Source organism: Pseudomonas sp. ok266 (genome assembly GCF_900110195.1).
Taxonomy (GTDB): Bacteria; Pseudomonadota; Gammaproteobacteria; order Pseudomonadales; family Pseudomonadaceae; genus Aquipseudomonas; species Aquipseudomonas neuropathica.
The window spans coordinates 273183-293989 of record NZ_FOCU01000008.1 but is presented as its reverse complement, the minus strand read 5'-3'; the positions used below and the strand labels follow the sequence as shown (position 1 = coordinate 293989).

Sequence of the window (20807 nt, the reverse complement as noted above, 5' to 3'; positions counted from 1 at the left end):
TTCGCCCTGTGTCCAGAAATCGTGTCGACGCAGTTGATCCCATGCCCAAACATGGCGTGCCGGGTCTGTTCAGTGTTCAAAAGGCCGTTCAAGTAAAAAGGAAAACCGCAGCGATGGCGTATTACCTCACTCCTCAAGACGTTACCGCTCTGCCCGCCTGGCAAGCGTTGAAAGATCACCGCCAAGCCATGCAGGATTTCAGCATGCGCGAAGCCTTCAACGCCGATCCGCAGCGCTTCAACCAGTTCACCCTCAGCAGCTGCGGACTGTTTCTCGATTATTCGAAGAATTTGATCAACGCCCAGACCCGCAACCTGCTGGTCGGTCTGGCCAATGAAGTCGATCTCAAAGGCGCCATCAAAGCGCTGTTTGAAGGCGAAATCGTCAACACGTCCGAAGGCCGCCCGGCGCTGCACACCGCCCTGCGCCGCCCGGTAGGCGACAAGCTGTCGGTCAACGGCGTCAACGTGATGCCGGAAGTCCACAAGGTCCTGAACCAGATTACCGATCTGGTCGGCCGCATCCACGACGGTCTGTGGCGTGGTTACACCGAGAAGCCGATCACCGACGTGGTCAACATCGGCATCGGTGGCTCGTTCCTCGGCCCTGAGCTGGTTTCCGAAGCGCTGCTGTCGTACGCACAGAAAGGCGTGCGTTGCCACTATCTGGCGAACATCGACGGCAGTGAGTTCCACGAGCTGACGCAGAAACTGCGCGCCGAGACCACGCTGTTCATCGTTTCGTCGAAATCCTTCAACACCCTCGAAACCCTGAAGAACGCGCAGGCTGCGCGCGCCTGGTACCTGGCGCAGGGCGGTTCGGAGGCCGAGCTGTATCGTCACTTCATCGCCGTATCGAGCAACAACGCAGCGGCCGTTGCGTTCGGTATCCGCGAAGAAAACATCTTCCCGATGTGGGACTGGGTCGGCGGTCGTTATTCGCTGTGGTCGGCCATCGGTTTGCCGATCGCCCTGGCCATCGGCATGTCCAACTTCAAGGAACTGCTGTCCGGCGCCTACACCATGGACCAGCATTTCCAGACCGCGCCGTTCGAACAGAACATGCCGGTGCTGCTGGCCCTGCTCGGTGTGTGGTACGGCAACTTCTGGGGCGCGCAAAGCCACGCGATCCTGCCGTACGACCACTATTTGCGTAACATCACCAAGCACTTGCAACAGCTGGACATGGAATCCAACGGCAAGAGCGTGCGTCAGGACGGCACGCCGGTGTCGACCGATACCGGTCCGGTGATCTGGGGCGGCGTCGGCTGCAACGGTCAGCACGCCTACCACCAGTTGCTGCATCAAGGTTCGCAGTTGATTCCGGCCGATTTCATCGTGCCGATCGTCAGCTTCAACCCGGTCTCCGACCACCATCAGTGGCTGTACGCCAACTGCCTGTCGCAGAGCCAGGCGCTGATGCTCGGCAAGACCTTGCCGGAAGCCGAGCAGGAACTGCGCGACAAGGGCATGAGCGAAGATGAAGTGCACAAGCTCGCGCCGCACAAGGTGATCCCGGGCAACCGTCCGAGCAACACCCTCGTGGTCGAGCGCATCAGCCCGCGTCGTCTCGGCGCACTGGTGGCGATGTATGAACACAAAGTGTTCGTGCAAAGCGTGGTCTGGGGCATCAACGCCTTCGACCAATGGGGCGTGGAACTGGGCAAGGAACTGGGCAAAGGCGTTTACAACCGTCTGGTCGGCAGCGATGAAAGCACTGCTGATGACCCTTCCACTCAGGGCTTGATCAATTACTTCCGCGGTCGTCACCGCGGTTGATGTGATGGTTCGGCCCACAAGGTTTGGCTCAACCCAAATCCTGTGGGCACAGAAATCCCTTGTAGGAGTGAGCCTGCTCGCGATAGCGGTGAATCAGTCAGCATTGATGTTGAATGACACACCGCTATCGCGAGCAGGCTCACTCCTACAGTTGTTTTGGGGGCATTCAGAATCAGCTTCAGCCATCAGATTCCTGATCCGGCTTGAACCCTTCGCCCGCTCGGCGCATCTTTATTCCTGTCGCACCACAAGAATAAGGAACCGTCATGTTCGATATCAGCACGTTCCCCAAAGCCGATGCCGTCCGCCGGGCTGCGCAATTGAGTCAGGAAGACTATCGGCGCCTGTACCGCGAATCCATTGAACACCCCAGCACCTTCTGGGCCGAACAGGCCACGCGGTTCCTCGACTGGAGCACGCCGTGGCAGACCGTTCAGCGCTACGACCTGAAAACCGGTGAAGCCGCCTGGTTTGCCGGTGCGAAGCTGAACGTCAGTTACAACTGCATCGACCGCCATCTGGACAAGCGCGGCGATCAGACCGCCCTGCTCTGGGAGGGCGACGACCCTGCCGAATCGGCGCATATCACCTACAAAAAACTCCATCACCACGTCTGCCGTCTGGCCAACGTGCTGAAAAGCCGTGGTGTGAAGAAAGGCGACCGGGTGTGCATCTACATGCCAATGATCCCCGAGGCCGCATACGCCATGCTCGCCTGTTCGCGGATCGGCGCAATCCATTCGGTGGTGTTTGGCGGTTTCTCCCCTGACTCCCTGCGTGACCGCATCCTCGATGCCGATTGCCGCACGGTGATCACCGCCGATGAAGGCGTGCGCGGTGGCAAGTTCGTCCCGCTCAAGCAGAACGTCGACAAAGCCCTGCAAAGTTGCCCCGACGTCAGCACCGTCGTGGTGGTCGAGCGCAGCCAAGGCAGTGTCGACTGGGTCGAGGGTCGTGACCTCTGGTATCACCAGGCCGTGCGCGAGGTCAGCGACGATTGCCCACCGGAGCCGATGGACGCCGAAGACCCGCTGTTCATCCTCTACACCTCCGGCAGCACCGGCAAACCCAAAGGCGTGCTGCACACCACCGGCGGCTACCTGCTGCAAGCGGCGATGACCTTCAAGTACGTGCTCGATTACCGCGACGGCGAAGTGTTCTGGTGCACTGCTGACGTCGGCTGGGTCACCGGTCACAGCTACATTGTCTACGGCCCGCTGGCCAATGGTGCGACCACGCTGATGTTCGAAGGCGTGCCGAGCTATCCGAGCAGTTCGCGTTTCTGGCAGGTGATCGACAAACACAAAGTCAATATCTTCTACACCGCGCCGACCGCCCTGCGCGCGTTGATGCGTGAAGGTGCCGAACCGTTGAAGGAAACCTCGCGCGCCAGCCTCAGATTACTCGGCAGCGTCGGTGAGCCGATCAACCCGGAAGCGTGGGAATGGTATTTCAATGTCGTCGGAGAACAGCGCTGCCCCATCGTCGACACTTGGTGGCAGACCGAAACCGGCGGCATCATGCTCAGTCCCCTGGTCAGCGCCCAGCGAATCAAGCCTGGCTGCGCCACGCAACCGATGTTCGGCGTGCAACCGGTGCTGCTCGATGAGCACGGCAAGGAAATCAAAGGCGCCGGCAGTGGCGTGCTGGCGATCAAGTCGAGTTGGCCGGCGCAGATCCGCAGCGTCTATGGCGACCCGCAGCGCATGGTCGACACCTATTTCAAACCCTACCCCGGCTACTACTTCACCGGCGACGGCGCACGCCGCGATGAGGACGGCGATTACTGGATAACCGGGCGCATCGATGACGTGATCAACGTCTCCGGCCACCGCATCGGTACCGCCGAAGTGGAAAGCGCACTGGTATTGCACGACAGCATCGCCGAGGCCGCCGTGGTTGGTTACCCCCACGACGTCAAAGGTCAGGGCATCTACGCCTTCGTCACTCCCATGAACGGCACCGAACCCAATGACGAGTTGAAGAAAGAATTGCTGGCCCACGTCAGCAAGGAAATCGGCAGCTTCGCCAAACCGGATCTGATCCAGTGGGCGCCGGCCTTGCCGAAAACCCGTTCAGGCAAGATCATGCGGCGCATCTTGCGCAAGATCGCCTGCAACGAACTCGACAGCCTCGGTGATACCTCGACCCTGGCCGATCCGAGTGTGGTGCAAGGCCTGATCGACAAGCGCCTCAATCAGTAACACCCCGGGCGCGGTCAACCGGCCGCGCCTGGCCTTTCTCACTGAGTGGTCATGGAATTCATCCGCAGCCGTATCGAACAGCAACTCATGAGCCTGACCGGGCTGTCGCTCGGTCAGCTCGACCTGGAAAACCCCAAGGGCGATCCCGGCCTGTTTGGTCCGGACTCGATCAGTTGGCAGGTGCACGGCGATTTCAGCAGCATGTTGATCGGCGGTATCAGCGCGTTGTTGCTACAAGCTTTGCATCCGCTGGCGCTGGCCGGGGTTTGGGATCATTCGAACTTTCGTGAAGACATGCTCGGGCGTTTGCGGCGCACCAGCCAGTTTGTATCCGGTACCACGTTTGGCTCGCGCCGGGACGCCGACTGGTTGATCGAGAAAGTGCGCACCATTCATTTGCAGGTGGTCGGCACGGCGCCTGATGGCCGGCCCTACGCAGCCAGCGATGCGGATTTGTTGACCTGGGTGCATGTGGCGGAAGTGAGTAACTTTCTGGCGGCGCATTTGCGTTATCGCAATCCGCAGTTGTCGGGGGCAGATCAGGATCGTTATTACACGGAAATCGCCGTGATAGCCGAACGCCTGGGCGCGCGCGATGTACCGAAATCGCGGCAAGCCGTGGCCGAGTATCTGCAACGCATGCGCCCGCAGTTGCTGTGCGACGAGCGCAGCCGTGAGGTTTTGCGCCTGCTGCTCGACGCGCCGGCGCCGAGTGTTCTGGCGCGACCGTTTGGCGATCTGATGATGAAGGCCGGGATCGACCTGTTGCCGGACTGGGCCAGCGACATGCTCGACGTCCGCCAGAGTTCGCTGCAACGGCAACTGATTCGCGCCAGCGTCAGACGCAGCGCACCGATGCTGCGCTGGGCAATGCGCAACGGCTCAGTGCAACGGGCCAAACGCCGGATGGGCTTGAGCTGAAAACTTCGTCGGACGCCTTCGCGAGCAAGCTCGCTCCCACAGGAGATCTAATTTGCACCATGGATCCCATGAGGGAGCGAGCCTGCTCGCGAAGGGCGCAACTCGATTGCCCGCCAAGCTGCTAAACTCCCGCGCCCCCATTCTCACCAGCAAGGCGCCCGCATGTCTTCCTTGAATCAGGCGCTGCGCGCCGCCCTCGATCAACGCCAGGATCTGCTGGCCGAGCTGCACCGCCAGGGCACCGATTGCTATCGGCTGTTCCACGGCAGCCAGGAAGGCGCCGGCGGCCTGACCATCGACCGCTACGGCCCGCAACTGCTGGTGCAAAGCTTCCACCAGACGCTGGAGCGTGACGACCTGCTGCAACTGCACGCCATGGTTAATCAGAGCCTGGGGATGGAAACCTTGCTGGTTTACAACGACCGATCCCGAGGCAACTCGCGCATTGACCGTGAAGACAGCGTCTACAAAGCTGAAGACGCGGCACTGGCCGATCTGGTCGGCCACGAATGGGGCCTCAACTACCGGGTGCGCGGACGCCACGCCGGGCAGGATCCCTTGCTGTTCCTCGATCTGCGCAACACCCGTGGCTGGGTCAAGGATCACGCCCAAGGCAAATCCGTGCTCAACCTGTTCGCCTACACCTGCGGCGTCGGCCTCAGTGCGGCCGCCGGTGGCGCGCGTGAAGTGTGCAATCTGGATTTCGCCGAAGGCAATCTGGCGGTCGGTCGCGAAAACGGCCTGCTCAACCCGCAGTTGCCGGAGATGGAATTCATCCAGTCGGACTACTTCCCGGCCATCCGCCAACTCGCCGGGCTGCCGATCAGTCAGCGCCGTGGACAAAAACTGCCGAGCTACCAGCGCCTCGATCAGCGCCAATACGATCTGGTCCTGCTTGATCCGCCAGCGTGGGCCAAGAGCGCATTCGGCACTGTCGATTTGCTGCGTGACTATCAGAGCCTGCTCAAACCGGCCCTGCTGACCACCGCCGACAATGGCGTGCTGATCTGCTGCAACAATCTGGCGAAAGTCAGCATGGACGACTGGCGCGAGCAGGTGCTGCGCTGTGCCGAGAAGGCCGGGCGACCGGTGCGTGAGTGGAGCGTGATGACCCCAGGCGCCGACTTCCCGTCGATGGATCAGCAACCGCCGCTGAAAACCCTGATTCTGCAGCTCTGAAGCGCTCGCGCGGCGGCAACTGTTCCCCTGTGGGAGCGAGCTTGCTCGCGAAGGCGTCGTGTCAGTCGGCATCTTGATCAACTGGACGACCGCTTTCGCGAGCAAGCTCGCTCCCACATTTTTTGTGATTACAGAGAAATCTGAACAATCCTGCAGCACGGCTGTTACTTCGGAACCAGAATCGCGTGCCATACTCCAAGGCACTCCGATTCAGACAGATGAAGCCGCACATGCCCAAAGGATTGATTCGCGCGATTGGCGCCTTGTTGACTGCTCTGGCCCTCTACAGCCTGCTGGGGTTTCTGATTTTGCCGGGCATCGCCCTGCGCGTGGCCAATCAGCAACTGGCCAACTACGCAACAGTGCCTGCGCATATCCAGCGTATCGAGCTCAACCCGTTCAGCCTTGAAGTTACCTTGTGGGGGCTGGTCATCGGCGAGCCGGGCAAGGAACAGGTCGGTTTCGATCGCCTGTACGCCGACCTGCAAATCGACAGTCTGTGGACCAAAGCTCTGCATCTGGCCAACATCGAGCTGGACAAGCCAAAGACCGAAATCCTTTTCGCCAAAGACGGCAAGCTCAACCTGCTCGGCCTGTTCAATGTGCCGGCCAGCGAGCCGACACCGGCCGACCCTGACGCCAAGCCCTTCCCGCTGCGCATCGACAACATCAAACTGGCCGGCGGCGTCGTGCACTTTGAGGACGTGCGCCCGAGCGAGCCGATCGAATTCCTCTACGACGACCTCAGCTTCGAACTGAAAAACCTCAGCACCCTGCCCGAAGACAGCGCCGACATGACCCTGGTCGCCATCGGCCCTGCCGGTGGCCGGATCGACTGGAGTGGCAATTTCAGCCTGATCCCGTTCACTTCCGAAGGCACCCTGAAAGTCACCGACGGCAAGATGAAAGCCTTCTGGCCCTACGTGCGCGACTCGGTGCCTTTGGTACTCGAAGACGGCGTGATCAGCCTCAGCAGCGAATACAAACTCAATCTGTCGAAAGAAACCGAACTGCAGTTGAACAATGTCGCAGTGAGCATCGCGCCATTCGCCATCAAGGCTCCGGACGGGCGGCCACTGGCGAAACTCGAACGCCTCGACGTCAGCGAAGCCTCGGTGGATCTGGCCAAACAACAAGTGGTGGTCGGCAAGATCCGCAGCAACAAACTGGAAACCTGGGCTGCCCTTGAAGCCGACGGCCAGCTGGACTGGCAGAAACTGTTCGCCAGCCAACCGTCCAAACCTGCTGCCAAAGCCGCCGCAGAACCGGCGAACACGCCAGCCGCTGCCGACTCGCCGAAAGCTGAACCGACTGCGCCGAGCAAGCCTTGGCAAGTGCTGCTCAAAGACGTGCAATTGCGCAACTACACCGTGCATCTGGCCGACCGCTCGGCCAAACCGGCAGTAGCACTGGACATCACCCCGCTGAATGTCGATCTGCAAGACTTCGACAGCCTCAACGGCTCGCCCTTCAAGCTCAAGCTCGATAGCGGCGTGGGCAAACAAGGCAAGATCAGCGCAGACGGCACGGTCAATCTCGCCCCGGTCAACGCCCAGCTCAATGTAAAAACCCAGGACATCGACCTGCGCGTCGCGCAGTCTTACATCAACCCGTTCATTCGCCTGGAACTGCGCAGCGGCATGCTCGGCAGTGATCTCAAGGTCAATCTCAAGAGCACCGAGCCGCTGGCCCTAAGCGTCACCGGGCGCGCGCAGATCGATCAACTGCACACCCTCGACACCCTGAAAACCCGCGATTTCCTCAAGTGGCAGCAGGTCGTGGTCGAAGGCTTGAACTATCAGCACGGCGACAGCCTGTCGATTGACAAGGTCAACCTGTTCCAGCCGTATGTGCGGTTCATGATCAACGATGATCGCACCACCAACATCGATGACCTGCTGATCCCGCAGCCCGCCGACAGCGGCACCAAAAGCGCAGCAGCGAAACCGGCCAGCAACGAGAAACCGCTGGGCATTCACATCGGCGGCATCGCCATCAACGACGGTTCGGCCAACTTCGCCGACTTCAGCCTGACGCCGAATTTCGCTACCGCCGTGCAGCAACTCAATGGCCAGATCGGCACCATCGACAGCCGTCAGGCGAAACCGGCCAGTGTCGACATCAAAGGCAAGGTCGACCGCTATGCACCGGTGACCATCAAGGGCGCGGTCAATCCGTTCGACCCGATGGCCAGCCTCGACATCGCCACCAGTTTCAAACGTGTCGAGCTGACCACGTTGACGCCCTACTCCGGCAAATTCGCCGGTTACCGCATCCGCAAGGGCCGGCTCAACCTCGACCTGCATTACCTGATCACCAAGGGCCAGCTCAAAGCCGAAAACAAAGTGGTGGTCGAGCAATTGCAGCTCGGTGAGAAAGTCGACAGCCCGGATGCTGTGAGCCTGCCACTGAAACTGGCGATTGCCTTGCTCAAGGACGTCGACGGCAAGATCTCCATCGAATTGCCGGTGACCGGCGACTTGAACAACCCGCAGTTCAGCGTGATGCCGATTGTCTGGCAGACCCTGCGCAACCTGATCGTCAAAGCCGCTGCCGCGCCCTTCAAAATGATTGGCGGGCTGATCAGTGGTGGCGGTTCGGAAGACCTTGGCACGGTGTCGTTTGCCCCGGGTTCCAGCGAGTTGAACAAGGATGCCGAAGCGGCGCTGATCAAACTGTCTCAGGCGCTCAAGGAGCGCCCGGCCCTGCGTCTGGAAATCGAAGGCACTGCCGCGCAGAGCAGCGATGGTCCATTGCTCGCCGAGCAGCGTCTGGAGCGTGAATACCAGTACAACTACTACAAGATGCTCCAGCGTCGCGGCGATAAAGTCCCGGCGCAGGCGTCATTGCTGCAAGTGCCGGACAACGAGAAAGGTCCACTGCTCGAAGGCATTTACCGCACCCGCCTGAAAACCCAGCCACCGGCGCAATGGAAGGATCTGGGCAAGGAAGAACGCACGGCGAAGATGCGCGAAGGCGTGATCAAGTTCTGGAGTGGCAGCGAGGTGTTGTTGCGTCAGTTGGGTCAGGACCGTGCCAGCAGCATCAAGGATTATCTGGTCGATAAAGGCCAGCTGGCAGACGACCGCGTGTACTTCATCGACGCCAGTCTCGGTGAAGCCGAGAGCGATGGCCGCGTGGTGACGCAAATGCACCTGGATGCCGAATGATGAAACTGCAGTGGCTGGCCTTGATCGCAATGACCTTCGCGGCCAGCCACGCCTCGGCGTCCGATACCCTGCGCTGCGGCAGTCAACTGATCAGCCTGGGCGACCGTTCCAGCGAAGTCCTGCAAAAGTGTGGTGAGCCGGTCAGCCGTGATGTCTTGGGTTACAAGCGCAGCGCCAACCGCCGCGAGGAGTTTCAGGTCGAGGAATGGACCTATGGTCCGAGCAACGGCATGTACCAATACCTGCGCTTCGAAGGCAATCGCCTGCGACAGATCAACAGCAAACGCGGTAACTGATCCAAATCACTTACCCATGTGGGAGCGAGCTTGCTCGCGAAGGCGTCTGGTCAGTCAAATCCATTGTGACTGGCATACCGCTTTCGCGAGCAAGCTCGCTCCCACAGTTGTTTTGCGGTGCCCTTCGACTCTTTCGTCCCTGAAATAGAACAGGCCCCGACACAAGTGCCGGGGCCCGTAATGGTCACATCCGTGTGACCGTTCGCATGAACTCTAAAGTTGCGGCAGACGTATGGCTCGGCCCGTCTGTCGCGCCTTCTCCCGGTCCAGGCGAGAAGTCATGCCTTACTCGGCTTTCAGGCCGTCAGCGGAGACCGCTTTAACGCCTTTGATTTTCTTGGTGATGTTAACGGCTGTGGTTTTCTGAGCTTCGGTAATGGCTACAGTCGACGACAGCGACACAACACCTTTGTTGGTTTCTACTTTGATGTCAGTGCCTGGGATGCCTTTTTCGGTAACCAGGTCGCTTTTGACTTTGGTGGTGATCCAGGTGTCGGAAGTAGCTTCTTTCGCCTTGGTGACTTCACCGGCAGCCAGAGTCATTGGAGCCTGAGTAGCCTGGGTGGATTGTGCGAATGCACCGGAAGCCATGGTCAGGGTCAGCGCGGTAGCAGCAGCGGCAGTGATAGCGAACTTCTTCATACGAGTAACTCCTGTTTTTCTGGAAAGTCTGCTGGTTGTCTTGTCAGCAGGGTTACCAAGGTAGTTGCGAACGCTGTGCCAACTTTTTGAAAGACACAAAACCTATATAAATCAATTATTTACAGATATCTGAAAATTCCGGATTCATGCAAAATGCATGACTTGTGGAATATTCACATGCAAGTTGCGGTTTTTTGGAAAGTTCCTAAGGCGCTGAAATTATTGAAGCTTTTGTGAAGTGCCAGACAATAAAAATGCCCCGCAGAGCGGAGCATTCTGGCCAGCACACGTCAGCTTATGTACCGGTGGCAGTGCAGCCTTTAGGCGAATAGTCCGGAGCAACGGTGGTACCACAAGTCCACACACCTGCGCCGGTCCCTGAGGAACGTGTGAGGGTGATGGTTTTGCTCAGCACCGGACCCGGAGCATTGAGCAATGTGCAAGTGATGGTCCCGGCACCGGTGGATGCCGTGCCGGAAGCGGCCAGTGTGCAGTTGGAAGTCGCAGCGGTGGCACTGCCCGCCACTAGGGTCAGGGTCGGATCAGTGCCTTGATTGATGGTGTCCTCGAACGGCACCTTCAGCGCGCTGATTTCCGCCAGCCCCGCCGTCACCTTCGACCGTGCCTGATATTTGGAATATTGCGGCAACGCGATGGTCGCCAGAATCCCGATGATCGCCACCACGATCAGCAGCTCGATCAGAGTAAAACCTTGTTGTTTTTTCATAGACACGCTCCATGCATGAGTCGAATTCTCATGATCTGCAAGGGACGGAGCATAGGCCATGCCAATGCCTGCAAAGCCCCGTTCATTAGGCGCGAAGCGCTTGCAACGCCAATTCCTACAACCTGTAACCGCACTATCTGACACTTTTTGTCACCTGCACCCGCCGTGTTTGGCGCTGTCACTTGACTAGGCTATAAGTCATGAACGGCAAGCGTGCGGAATCCCCATGAATGACATCGCTCTGAGCGGTCTGGCCAAGCAATTGGTCCAGGCCGAACTGCTCACGGAAAAAGGCGCCCAGCAAGCCTGGCAACAGGCCCAGCGCAATCGCCTGTCGCTGGTCAGCTATCTGGTGCAGAACAAACTGGTCAAGAGCTGGCAGGTGGCCGAGATTGCCAGTGAGCATTTCGGCATGGCCTTGCTTGATCTCAATTGCCTGGACAAGGAAACCCAGCCCAAAGGCCTGGTCAGCGAAAAACTCGTGCGTCAGCATCACGCCCTGCCCTTGTGGCGGCGTGGCAACAAGCTGTTCGTGGGCATTTCCGACCCGAGCAATCATCAAGCAATCAACGACATTCAATTCAGCACCGGGCTGAGCACCGAAGCCATTCTGGTCGAGGACGACAAACTTACCGATGCCATCGAAAAATTCTTCGACACCCACACCAGCGGTCTCGAGGACATGGCCGATGTCGATCTCGACGGGGTCGATGTCGAATCCGTCGACGACAGCAAGCAGGACGCCATCGGCGGCCTCGACGCCGACGATGCGCCGGTGGTGCGCTTCGTGCACAAGATGCTGCTCGACGCGATCAAAAGCGGTTCTTCCGACTTGCACTTCGAGCCTTACGAAAAAAACTACCGGGTGCGGGTGCGCACCGACGGCATCCTGCGCGAGGTTGCCAAACCGCCGATCCAACTGGCCGGGCGCATCGCCGCACGCCTGAAAGTCATGGCCAGCCTGGATATTTCGGAACGGCGCAAACCTCAGGACGGGCGGATCAAGATGCGCCTGTCGAAAAGCAAGTCGATCGATTTCCGGGTCAACACCCTGCCGACCCTGTGGGGCGAAAAAGTGGTGATCCGGATTCTCGATCCGTCCAGTGCGCAGATCGGCATCGACGCGCTCGGCTATGAGCCCGAGCAAAAGGATCTGTACATGGCCGCACTCAAGCAACCACAGGGCATGATTCTGGTCACCGGGCCCACCGGTTCGGGGAAAACCGTGTCGCTGTACACCGGCCTGAACATCCTCAACACCGTCGACATCAATATCTCCACCGCCGAAGACCCGGTGGAAATCAACATGGAAGGCATCAACCAGGTCAACGTCAATCCCAAGCAAGGGCTCGACTTTGCCCAGGCATTGCGCTCGTTTCTGCGTCAGGACCCGGACGTGATCATGGTAGGTGAGATCCGCGACCTGGAAACCGCCGAGATCGCCATCAAAGCCGCGCAGACCGGTCACCTGGTGCTCTCGACCCTGCACACCAACAGCGCTGCGGAAACCCTGACGCGCCTGCACAACATGGGCATTCCCGGTTTCAACATCGCCACCTCGGTCAGCCTGATCATCGCCCAGCGCCTGGCGCGCAAACTGTGCAGCCACTGCAAGAAAGCCATCGAGATCCCACGCGAAACCTTGCTCAAGGAAGGCTTCCCCGAGGAACGCATCGGCCATTTCACGATCTACGAGCCGGTCGGTTGCGATCACTGCAACGGCGGTTACAAAGGACGCGTGGGGATTTATGAAGTGGTGAAAAACACACCGGAGCTGCAACGCTTGATCATGGCTGAAGGCAACTCGCTGGAAATCGACCTGCAGATGCGCCGCGACGGCTTCGACGACCTGCGCACCTCCGGGCTGCACAAGGCCATGCAAGGCATCACCAGCCTTGAAGAAATCAACCGGGTCACCAAGGACTGAACATGGCGGTCAAGGCAGCAAAAATCAGTATTTATGCCTGGGAAGGCACGGACAGAAAAGGCAGCAAAGTCACCGGTGAACTGAGCGGCCAGAACCCGGCGCTGATCAAGGCACAATTGCGTAAACAGGGGATCAATCCCGGCAAGGTGCGCAAGAAATCCGCGTCATTGCTGAGCTTTGGCAAACGCATCAAGGCCCGGGACATTGCCCTGTTCACCCGGCAGATGGCGACCATGATGAAAGCCGGCGTACCGCTGTTGCAGTCGTTCGACATTATTGGCGAAGGCTTTGATAACCCGGCCATGCGCAAACTGGTGGACGACGTGAAGCAGGAGGTCGCGGCCGGTAACAGCTTCGCCGCAGCCCTGCGCAAGAAACCGCAGTATTTCGACGAGTTGTATTGCAACCTGGTCGATGCCGGCGAACAGTCCGGCGCCCTCGACACCTTGCTCGAACGCGTCGCGACCTATAAGGAAAAAAGCGAAAGCCTCAAAGCCAAGATCAAGAAAGCCATGACCTATCCCACCGCCGTGGTGCTGGTCGCGGCTGTTGTCACCGGGATTCTGCTGGTCAAAGTAGTGCCACAATTTCAGTCAGTGTTTTCCGGTTTCGGTGCCGAACTGCCGGCGTTCACCCTGATGGTGATCAGCCTGTCGGAATTCATGCAGCAATGGTGGTGGGCGATTCTCGCTGCACTGGTCGCAGCGATTTTTGGCACCCGCCACGCGCTAAAAACATCCCAGGCCTTGCGCGATCGCAAAGACACCTGGCTGCTGAAACTGCCACTGGTGGGCACACTGATGTACAAGTCCGCCGTGGCGCGATTCGCTCGAACCTTGTCGACCACGTTTGCCGCCGGTGTGCCGTTGGTCGAAGCGCTTGACTCGGTGGCCGGCGCCACCGGCAACGTGGTCTTCAAGCGAGCCGTGCTGCGCATTCGCCAGGACGTGTCCACCGGTATGCAACTGAATTTCTCGATGCGCAGCACCGGGGTCTTTCCCAGCATGGCCGTGCAAATGACCGCAATTGGCGAAGAGTCCGGCGCCCTGGATGACATGCTCGACAAGGTTGCGGGCTTTTACGAGGAAGAAGTGGATAACATGGTCGACAACCTCACCAGCCTCATGGAGCCGTTCATCATGGTCGTGCTGGGGGTAATCGTCGGCGGGCTGGTGGTGGCCATGTACCTGCCGATCTTCCAACTCGGCTCAGCGATCTGACATGCCTATCGACGAACTGTTTGCCATGTATCCGCTAGCGTTTGTCGGCACCGCCCTGCTGCTGGGCCTGGTGGTCGGCAGCTTCCTCAATGTGCTGATCTGGCGCCTGCCGAAAATGCTCGAACGCGACTGGCGCCAGCAGGCACACGATGTGCTCGGTTTGCCCGGCGAAGCCTCGCAACCCATCTACAACCTGATGCTGCCGCACTCCGAATGCCCGCATTGCGCCCACCGGATTCGCCCGTGGGAGAACGTTCCCCTGCTCAGTTATCTATGGCTGCGCGGGCGCTGTTCAGCGTGCTCAGCTCCGATCAGCAAACGTTATCCGTTGACCGAGCTGGCCTGTGGGCTGCTTTCGGCCTTCATCGCCTGGCACCTGGGTTTCGGTTGGCCGGCGTGCCTGCTGATCGTCCTCACCTGGGGTCTGCTGGCGATGAGTCTGATCGACACCGAGCATCAACTATTGCCTGATGTGCTGGTGTTGCCGTTGCTGTGGCTGGGGTTGATCGTCAACAGTTTCGGCCTGTTCGTAACCTTGCACGATGCGTTGTGGGGCGCGGTGGCCGGTTATCTGGCGCTGTGGTCAGTGTTCTGGCTGTTCAAGCTGCTGACCGGCAAGGACGGCATCGGTCATGGTGATTTCAAACTGTTGGCGCTGCTGGGGGCATGGGGCGGCTGGCAGATTCTGCCGCTGACGATTCTGTTGTCATCACTGGTCGGCGCCATTATCGGGGTGATTTTGTTGCGCCTGCGCGAGCAAAAAACCTCGACGCCAATCCCCTTCGGCCCTTATCTGGCAATTGCCGGCTGGATTGCCTTGCTCTGGGGTGGTCAAATAACCGCCTTCTATTGGCAGTTTGTCGGTTTGAAATGAATACCCCTGTGGAAAAACCCTGGATTCTCGGCCTCACCGGCGGCATCGGCAGCGGCAAAAGCGCAGCGGCTCAGCACTTCATTGATCTGGGTGTCCACGTGGTGGATGCCGATCACGCGGCGCGTTGGGTGGTTGAACCCGGACGTCCGGCACTGGCAAAAATAGCCGAACACTTCGGGCCTGGCGTTTTACAGGGCGACGGCACGCTGGATCGCGCCGCCCTGCGCAAACTGATCTTTGAAGTGCCGGAAGAACGCCGCTGGCTCGAAGCCCTGCTGCATCCGTTGATCGCCGAGGAAATCGCTCATCATCTGGCGCTGGCAAAATCGCCTTACGCGATACTGGTTTCGCCGCTGTTGATCGAATCCGGGCAATACGCGATGACTCAGCGCATCCTGGTGATCGACGCCCCGCAACAATTGCAGATCGAACGTACCTTGCAGCGTGACCAGACCAGCGAGCAGCAGGTTCAGGCGATCCTCAAGGCTCAGTCGAGCCGCGAAGAGCGTGTGAGCCGCGCCGACGACGTAGTGGTCAACGACCGCGACCTCGCCTGGCTGCACAGCGAAGTAGAGCGTCTGCATCACTTTTACCTGACTTTATCCGGAGGCCAAGCATGAGCCAGATCCCCACCGTTGAATGCCCAACCTGCGGCGCCCCCGTGGAATTCACCCCCGCGAACAAATTCCGTCCGTTCTGCTCCGATCGCTGCAAACTGATCGACCTCGGCGCCTGGGCGTCGGAAGAACACAAGATTCCGGTCGCACCGGATGCCGAGGACGAACTGTTTTCCGGCGACTTCGATCCGCGTCACTGATCTCGATCAGGGCCGCATAAAGCCGTAGTCCTGATCGTCGTCGAGGTTTTCCGCCAGAAAGCGCAACTCGTCGGCCAGGTCTTCGGCGTTGCGCACGGCCTTGCTCTGCTGCACCACCGCACTGAGCAAGGCGCGCAAACTCAACCCCGGGTCAAAACCCACTTCCTGCGCCATCTCCAGACTCTGCCGGGTTTCCTGCCTGGCCCACTCGTAAACACTCATGCCGTTGCTCCTGAAGGGATTTGCGCGAGCATGAAATTTCCCGCGCGCAGCGGGTTTGATGTGGATCAAGACTTCGGATCGTCGTCCTTCCACGGCGCCGAAAGGTAGCGTGTGCGGTTGAAGGTCTCCAGCCATTCCGGGCTGAATACCACCAGAGCACTGACGATCATGCCGTTGATGAACGCCTCGGGGAAAATGATCAGCCACACGTAACCGATGAAGTCTTCCAGCCATTCCGGCATGGCGAAGAGGCCGTCGTACCACAGCAGCGTCAGGCTGAGGATCAGGCACAACAGGGCTGACAGCGCGGCGGCAAAGAAGCCGGAACAGAAGATGTACACGAACGGATTGCGTGGCTGAGCACGCTCGACGAGGATCGCCACACACTCGGTGACCAGCACCGGCAGCAAAATGAACAAGGCGCTATTGACCCCCATCGCCGCGAGATCCTGACGCCCGAGCAGCACCAGGCCGATTTGCGCCACCAGTCCGCCAACGATCGCCAGCGGCCAGTCCAGCAACAGGGTTACCGCCGTCATACCGAGGAAGTGATACGACACGCCCGTGTCGAAATCCCTGCGCATCAACCACAAGAGAAACAACGCAAACACGGTGCCGAACAGCAGATGCTGACGCCGGCTGTCGCTGAACAACTCGACCCACGGCGCACGCACGATCGCCCAGAGCAGCACCGGCAGATAAATCAGCCAGCCCAGCAACAGACTTTCACTTGCCAGCACCTCGACGCCGATCATGGGCGCGCCTTCTCCAGTGCCTCGCGCAGGTCACCCGCGTTGGCGTACTCACGTTGCGAGAGCAATCGACCGTCCTTGAGTTGCAACCACAACACCTGGCCTTCCGCGCCGGAATAGCGCGACGCAACCCGTCCTTCTCGATCCAGCATGACCCGATAGTGGTAGTCGCGCATGGCCGGTACGGCAAACATTCTGGCAATCAGCGCCGGCATGCGCTGGATGTCGGCAACGAACACCGCGTGACGGGCCTCCAGATAGCCCTTGGGCTGATCCTTCAACGCTTCCTTGATCAGCTTGGCGCCGTCCATATCCCGTGCCACCAGCAGCGTGGTGGTGCTGTTATCGAGGGTGAAGGGTTGCTCGTACTGATCGAGCAACGTCCAGGGAGCCAGACGCTCACCGGTTTCGAGCGCATGGGCACACAGCGGAAAAACAGCAAACAGCAGCAGCCAGCGAAATTTCACGATGAGTCCTCACGGTTTGGCGCAAATAATCGATTTCCATGAGTCTACACCGCCCTTCTCCACTGCCCACTGATGCACTTTGCCGCGGAACGCTTTCAGCTTGTCGCATTTGAACGCTAAGCTTGGGCTTATGGATGACTCAGATTATTTACGCCTGCTGACCATCGCGGCCGAGCAGGCCAACGCCTTTCTGTCCAATGCCCGCAAATGGGAGCGTGAGCGTTGGGTTTGCCAGCGCCTGCTGCAAGGCCTGAACATTCCCTACCGCGCCGACGAATTCGCGCCGGCCGGCGAGCCGCCGGACGTATTGTTTCGCGATGCCAATTTCGAGGTGTTCTTCGTGCTCGACGAGGGCCGTCGGCTCAACGACGAATGGCGCGATGAATTGCAGCGACGACGTAGCGCCTTTTCCCTCAGCCAACTGGTGCGCCGCGAAGCCAAGCCGAAACGAATCCCGGCCAATGAATTCCTGCTGCGACTGGCACCGACCTTGCGCAAAAAAGCACATAACTACAAGGAACGTGGCATGGATCTGGGCGAACTGGATATCATCGCCTTCGCCAGTCTTAAACGTGAGGTGCTGGATCTGAACAGCCATTTCCCCCCGCCTACTGAATACCTGCGCCAAGGCTGGCGCTCGCTGTCCCTCGTCGGCCCGACCTTCGCCCGCGTGCTGTTCGCCCACCCGGATGCGCCGGACTTTCTGCGCAGCAACCTCGGCCGCAGCATCGTCTTCGACGTCGGGATCAGCCTGTGACGCCACTTCAGCAATTGATTGCCGATGTGCCACAGACCGGGTGTGTGCGCTGGATTGGCGTGCGCCCTGATTCCCGTGGGCCGATGATCGAACTGGATGCCGTGGAGGCGCGACTTGAGGCCGGGCTGACCGGCGATCATGCGCGCCCCGGTGTGCGTAATGCGCGCCAGGTAACGCTGATCCAGTGGGAGCATCTGGCGGTGATCAGCGCATTGATGGGGCGCCCTGATGATCAACCGGTTAGGCCTGAAGATCTGCGGCGCAATCTGGTTATCAGCGGTATCAATTTGTTTAGTCTCAAGGGTCGGCGCTTTCGCATCGGTCAGGCAATATTCGAAACCACGGGCTGGTGTCAGCCCTGTGCACGCCTGCAGAACAACCTCGGCCCGGGCACCTTTCAAGCGGTGCGCGGGCATGGCGGAATTACCGCGCGGGTGTTACAAAGCGGGATCATTCGCCTCGAAGACCGGGTGAGCGTCGAACCGGTTCCGGACAGCGGCTATGCTGCGTTCAACCCCGGATAAAAACCGCTGTAGCTTCTGCCCATTCAGCAACGTCTACCTGACGAGGCAAATATGACCAGCCGCCTGAACCCCGAAGACCAGAAACATGTCGAAGAGTATCTGCAACTGTCCCAACACCGAGTCGAGCGCCGGCCTTTCCGGCCGTGGATGCTCCTCGTGCTGGTGCTGGCAGTGACCATTGGTCTTGGCCTGTTGAGCCGATTTATCAGTTACCTGACGCTATGAGCAGCTTGGCGCTCGCTTGGGTAACCGCACCGATTTCCTTTAAAAACCTTGCGAGTTATCCCCATGTCCCATCGTATTGTTATTGTCGGCGGCGGCGCCGGCGGTCTGGAGTTGGCTACCCGTCTGGGTAAGACTCTGGGCAAGCGCGGCACGGCCAGTGTGATGCTGGTCGACGCCAACCTGACGCACATCTGGAAACCGCTGTTGCACGAAGTGGCCGCCGGATCGCTGAACTCCTCCGAAGACGAACTCAACTATGTTGCCCAGGCAAAATGGAACCACTTCGAGTTCCAGCTAGGGCGCATGAGCGGGCTCGATCGCGCACAGAAGAAAATCCAGCTGGCCGCCACCTACGACGAAAACGGCGTAGAACTGGTGCCGGCGCGTGAAGTGCAATACGACTCGCTGGTGATCAGCGTCGGCAGCACTACCAACGATTTCGGCACTCAGGGCGCGGCGCAGCACTGCCTGTTCCTCGACACCCGCAAGCAAGCCGAGCGCTTCCATCAGCAACTGCTTAATCACTATCTGCGTGCACACGCCGGGCAAACCGATGTGGTCGAGCAAATCAGCGTTGCGATCGTCGGCGCTGGCGCCACTGGCGTCGAGCTGGCGGCCGAACTGCACAACGCCGCGCACGAACTGGCGGCTTATGGCCTGGACCGGATCAAACCGGAAAACATGCACATCACCCTGATCGAAGCCGGTCCACGGGTGTTGCCCGCCCTGCCGGAGCGCATCAGCGGGCCGGTGCACAAGACCCTGGAAAAACTCGGGGTCAACGTGATGACCAACGCTTCGGTCAGCGAAGTGACCGCCGACAGCCTGATCACCGCCGATGGCAACGAGATCAAGGCCAGCCTGAAAGTCTGGGCAGCGGGCATTCGCGCGCCAGGTTTCCTCAAGGACATCGACGGCCTGGAAACCAACCGCATCAATCAACTGCAAGTGCTGCCGACGCTGCAAACCACCCGCGACGAGAACATCTTTGCTTTCGGTGACTGCGCCGCGTGCCCGCAACCGGGTACCGATCGCAATGTGCCGCCGCGTGCCCAAGCCGCACACCAACAGGCGTCGCTGCTGGCTAAATCGCTGAAACTGCGCATCGAAGGCAAGACCTTGCCGGAGTACAAGTACACCGACTACGGCTCGCTGATCTCGTTGTCGCGCTTTTCGGCGGTGGGTAACTTGATGGGCAATCTGACCGGCAGCGTGATGCTCGAAGGCTGGCTGGCGCGGATGTTTTACGTGTCGCTGTATCGCATGCACCAGATGGCGCTGTACGGGCCGTTCCGCACGGCGATGTTGATGCTGGGCAGCAAGATTGGCCGTGGCACCGAGCCACGCCTGAAACTGCACTAAAACCTGTGGGAGCGAGCTTGCTCGCGAATGCGTTCTGTCAGTCAATGTTAATGCGACTGACCCGACGCTTTCGCGAGCAGGCTCGCTCCCACAATGTTTTGTGTTGATCGAAAGATCTGTTTCTTACTGTATCCCCGCCCCGCTTTTCCCTCCTTCGCTTACAAACTCCCCCGCTCCGCGACACAGACGCGATACACCGCCACCGCTTAATGGCCACACCCGAGCAACACCTGCTCAGGCAATCGTCCTTAACGTGTGGTTGCGCAGTGCAGCCCAGGAGAATGTAAATGTCCCGTACTTCGACCCTCGGTAAAAAATCCATTGGCCTGATCGGCGCCGCGCTGGCGGGCGGCCTGATGTTGTCTGGTTCGGTGTTTGCCGCTCAACCACTGGCGCAGGGCTACATGGTTGCGTCGGCGGAAACCTCGGTGAAAGCGCCGGAAGGCAAATGCGGTGAAGGCAAATGTGGCGATGCTTCGATGGCCAAGACGGACAGCGACGGTGACGGCAAGGTCTCGCGCGCCGAATTTCTGAAAGTCGCGCCGAAGTCCGATTTCGACAAGATCGACACCAACCATGACGGTTTCATCGACGAACAAGAGGCCTACAACAACGTGAAGGCCAACTTTGAAGCCAACGGCAAGAAGATGCCAAAAGGCTTGTTCGAGCACCTGAAAGATCAAGACGGCGCTTGATCGACAGTAAAAAACAAGCCGCGCTTCTCCTGAGAGAAACGCGGCTTT

The 20807-nt window shown here is 59.4% G+C and carries 21 protein-coding genes; 16 read left to right on the top strand and 5 right to left on the bottom strand.

Annotated features, from left to right (window positions below):
* Positions 1-113 precede the first annotated feature (113 nt).
* From pgi to BMY54_RS17315, 6 genes are all read left to right on the top strand, one after another.
* Positions 114-1778, top strand: a complete 1665-nt coding sequence (pgi, locus tag BMY54_RS17340; RefSeq protein WP_093434901.1) for a glucose-6-phosphate isomerase — start codon at positions 114-116, stop codon at positions 1776-1778.
* A 266-nt stretch (positions 1779-2044) separates the two neighbouring features.
* Positions 2045-3982 carry an acetate--CoA ligase gene (gene acs / locus BMY54_RS17335; RefSeq protein WP_093434898.1) on the top strand — a complete coding sequence of 646 codons (1938 nt, stop codon included), beginning with the start codon at positions 2045-2047 and terminating at the stop codon, positions 3980-3982.
* 51 nt (positions 3983-4033) lie between these two features.
* Positions 4034-4903, top strand: coding sequence for an oxygenase MpaB family protein (locus BMY54_RS17330; protein ID WP_093434896.1), 870 nt, complete (start codon positions 4034-4036; stop codon positions 4901-4903).
* A 162-nt stretch (positions 4904-5065) separates the two neighbouring features.
* Positions 5066-6082, top strand: coding sequence for a class I SAM-dependent rRNA methyltransferase (locus BMY54_RS17325; RefSeq protein WP_093434893.1), 1017 nt, complete (start codon positions 5066-5068; stop codon positions 6080-6082).
* A 218-nt stretch (positions 6083-6300) separates the two neighbouring features.
* The gene (locus tag BMY54_RS17320; protein ID WP_093434890.1) at positions 6301-9252 is read left to right on the top strand and encodes a DUF748 domain-containing protein; all 2952 of its coding nucleotides are present in this window, start codon (positions 6301-6303) and stop codon (positions 9250-9252) included.
* Positions 9252-9548 carry a DUF2845 domain-containing protein gene (locus tag BMY54_RS17315; protein ID WP_093434887.1) on the top strand — a complete coding sequence of 99 codons (297 nt, stop codon included), beginning with the start codon at positions 9252-9254 and terminating at the stop codon, positions 9546-9548. Before BMY54_RS17320 ends, BMY54_RS17315 begins: the two co-directional genes overlap by 1 nt.
* Positions 9549-9833: 285 nt before the next feature.
* Here BMY54_RS17315 and BMY54_RS17310 read toward each other — a convergent pair whose 3' ends face one another.
* On the bottom strand, positions 9834-10190 hold the full coding sequence (locus BMY54_RS17310) for a BON domain-containing protein (RefSeq protein ID WP_093434884.1): 357 nt from the start codon (positions 10188-10190) through the stop codon (positions 9834-9836).
* Between the two features lie 295 nt (positions 10191-10485).
* Positions 10486-10917 carry a pilin gene (locus BMY54_RS17305; protein WP_093434881.1) on the bottom strand — a complete coding sequence of 144 codons (432 nt, stop codon included), beginning with the start codon at positions 10915-10917 and terminating at the stop codon, positions 10486-10488.
* Positions 10918-11143: 226 nt separating this feature from the next.
* Between BMY54_RS17305 and pilB the strand changes: the two genes are divergently transcribed.
* The 5 genes from pilB to yacG are packed head-to-tail and all read left to right on the top strand — an operon-like array spanning position 11144 to position 15755.
* Complete coding sequence (pilB, locus tag BMY54_RS17300; RefSeq protein WP_093434878.1) at positions 11144-12844, top strand: type IV-A pilus assembly ATPase PilB; 1701 nt, start codon at positions 11144-11146, stop codon at positions 12842-12844.
* Between the two features lie 2 nt (positions 12845-12846).
* Complete coding sequence (locus BMY54_RS17295; RefSeq protein WP_093434875.1) at positions 12847-14064, top strand: type II secretion system F family protein; 1218 nt, start codon at positions 12847-12849, stop codon at positions 14062-14064.
* Position 14065: 1 nt separating this feature from the next.
* Positions 14066-14938 carry a prepilin peptidase gene (locus tag BMY54_RS17290; RefSeq protein ID WP_093434872.1) on the top strand — a complete coding sequence of 291 codons (873 nt, stop codon included), beginning with the start codon at positions 14066-14068 and terminating at the stop codon, positions 14936-14938.
* Positions 14935-15558: a dephospho-CoA kinase gene (gene coaE / locus BMY54_RS17285; RefSeq protein ID WP_093434870.1), complete on the top strand. Its 624-nt coding sequence runs from the start codon at positions 14935-14937 to the stop codon at positions 15556-15558. Before BMY54_RS17290 ends, coaE begins: the two co-directional genes overlap by 4 nt.
* Positions 15555-15755 carry a DNA gyrase inhibitor YacG gene (yacG, locus tag BMY54_RS17280; protein WP_016773149.1) on the top strand — a complete coding sequence of 67 codons (201 nt, stop codon included), beginning with the start codon at positions 15555-15557 and terminating at the stop codon, positions 15753-15755. The genes coaE and yacG overlap by 4 nt, the downstream gene beginning before the upstream one ends.
* A gap of 6 nt (positions 15756-15761) precedes the next feature.
* Here the strand turns inward: yacG and BMY54_RS17275 are convergent, their stop codons facing one another.
* The 3 genes from BMY54_RS17275 to BMY54_RS17265 all read right to left on the bottom strand — a co-directional run bounded on the left by BMY54_RS17275 (position 15762) and on the right by BMY54_RS17265 (position 17196).
* Complete coding sequence (locus tag BMY54_RS17275; protein WP_007959584.1) at positions 15762-15977, bottom strand: hypothetical protein; 216 nt, start codon at positions 15975-15977, stop codon at positions 15762-15764.
* A 65-nt stretch (positions 15978-16042) separates the two neighbouring features.
* The gene (locus tag BMY54_RS17270) at positions 16043-16732 is read right to left on the bottom strand and encodes an energy-coupling factor ABC transporter permease (RefSeq protein WP_093434867.1); all 690 of its coding nucleotides are present in this window, start codon (positions 16730-16732) and stop codon (positions 16043-16045) included.
* Complete coding sequence (locus BMY54_RS17265; protein ID WP_093434864.1) at positions 16729-17196, bottom strand: FAD/FMN-containing dehydrogenase; 468 nt, start codon at positions 17194-17196, stop codon at positions 16729-16731. The genes BMY54_RS17270 and BMY54_RS17265 overlap by 4 nt, the downstream gene beginning before the upstream one ends.
* 130 nt (positions 17197-17326) lie before the next feature.
* On the opposite strand from BMY54_RS17265, the gene BMY54_RS17260 reads away from it, so the two are divergent.
* The 5 genes from BMY54_RS17260 (at position 17327) to BMY54_RS17240 (ending at position 20759) form a co-directional block, all read left to right on the top strand.
* Positions 17327-17953 (top strand): DUF1780 domain-containing protein, encoded by a 627-nt coding sequence (locus tag BMY54_RS17260; RefSeq protein ID WP_007909887.1) that lies wholly within the window; start codon positions 17327-17329, stop codon positions 17951-17953.
* Positions 17950-18477, top strand: coding sequence for an MOSC domain-containing protein (locus BMY54_RS17255; RefSeq protein WP_093434861.1), 528 nt, complete (start codon positions 17950-17952; stop codon positions 18475-18477). Before BMY54_RS17260 ends, BMY54_RS17255 begins: the two co-directional genes overlap by 4 nt.
* Positions 18478-18528: 51 nt before the next feature.
* Positions 18529-18702 carry a DUF3094 domain-containing protein gene (locus BMY54_RS17250; RefSeq protein ID WP_007909875.1) on the top strand — a complete coding sequence of 58 codons (174 nt, stop codon included), beginning with the start codon at positions 18529-18531 and terminating at the stop codon, positions 18700-18702.
* A 63-nt stretch (positions 18703-18765) separates the two neighbouring features.
* Positions 18766-20064 carry an NAD(P)/FAD-dependent oxidoreductase gene (locus BMY54_RS17245; RefSeq protein ID WP_016986237.1) on the top strand — a complete coding sequence of 433 codons (1299 nt, stop codon included), beginning with the start codon at positions 18766-18768 and terminating at the stop codon, positions 20062-20064.
* A gap of 287 nt (positions 20065-20351) precedes the next feature.
* Positions 20352-20759 carry an HvfA family oxazolone/thioamide-modified RiPP metallophore gene (locus BMY54_RS17240; RefSeq protein ID WP_016986236.1) on the top strand — a complete coding sequence of 136 codons (408 nt, stop codon included), beginning with the start codon at positions 20352-20354 and terminating at the stop codon, positions 20757-20759.
* Positions 20760-20807 lie beyond the last annotated feature (48 nt).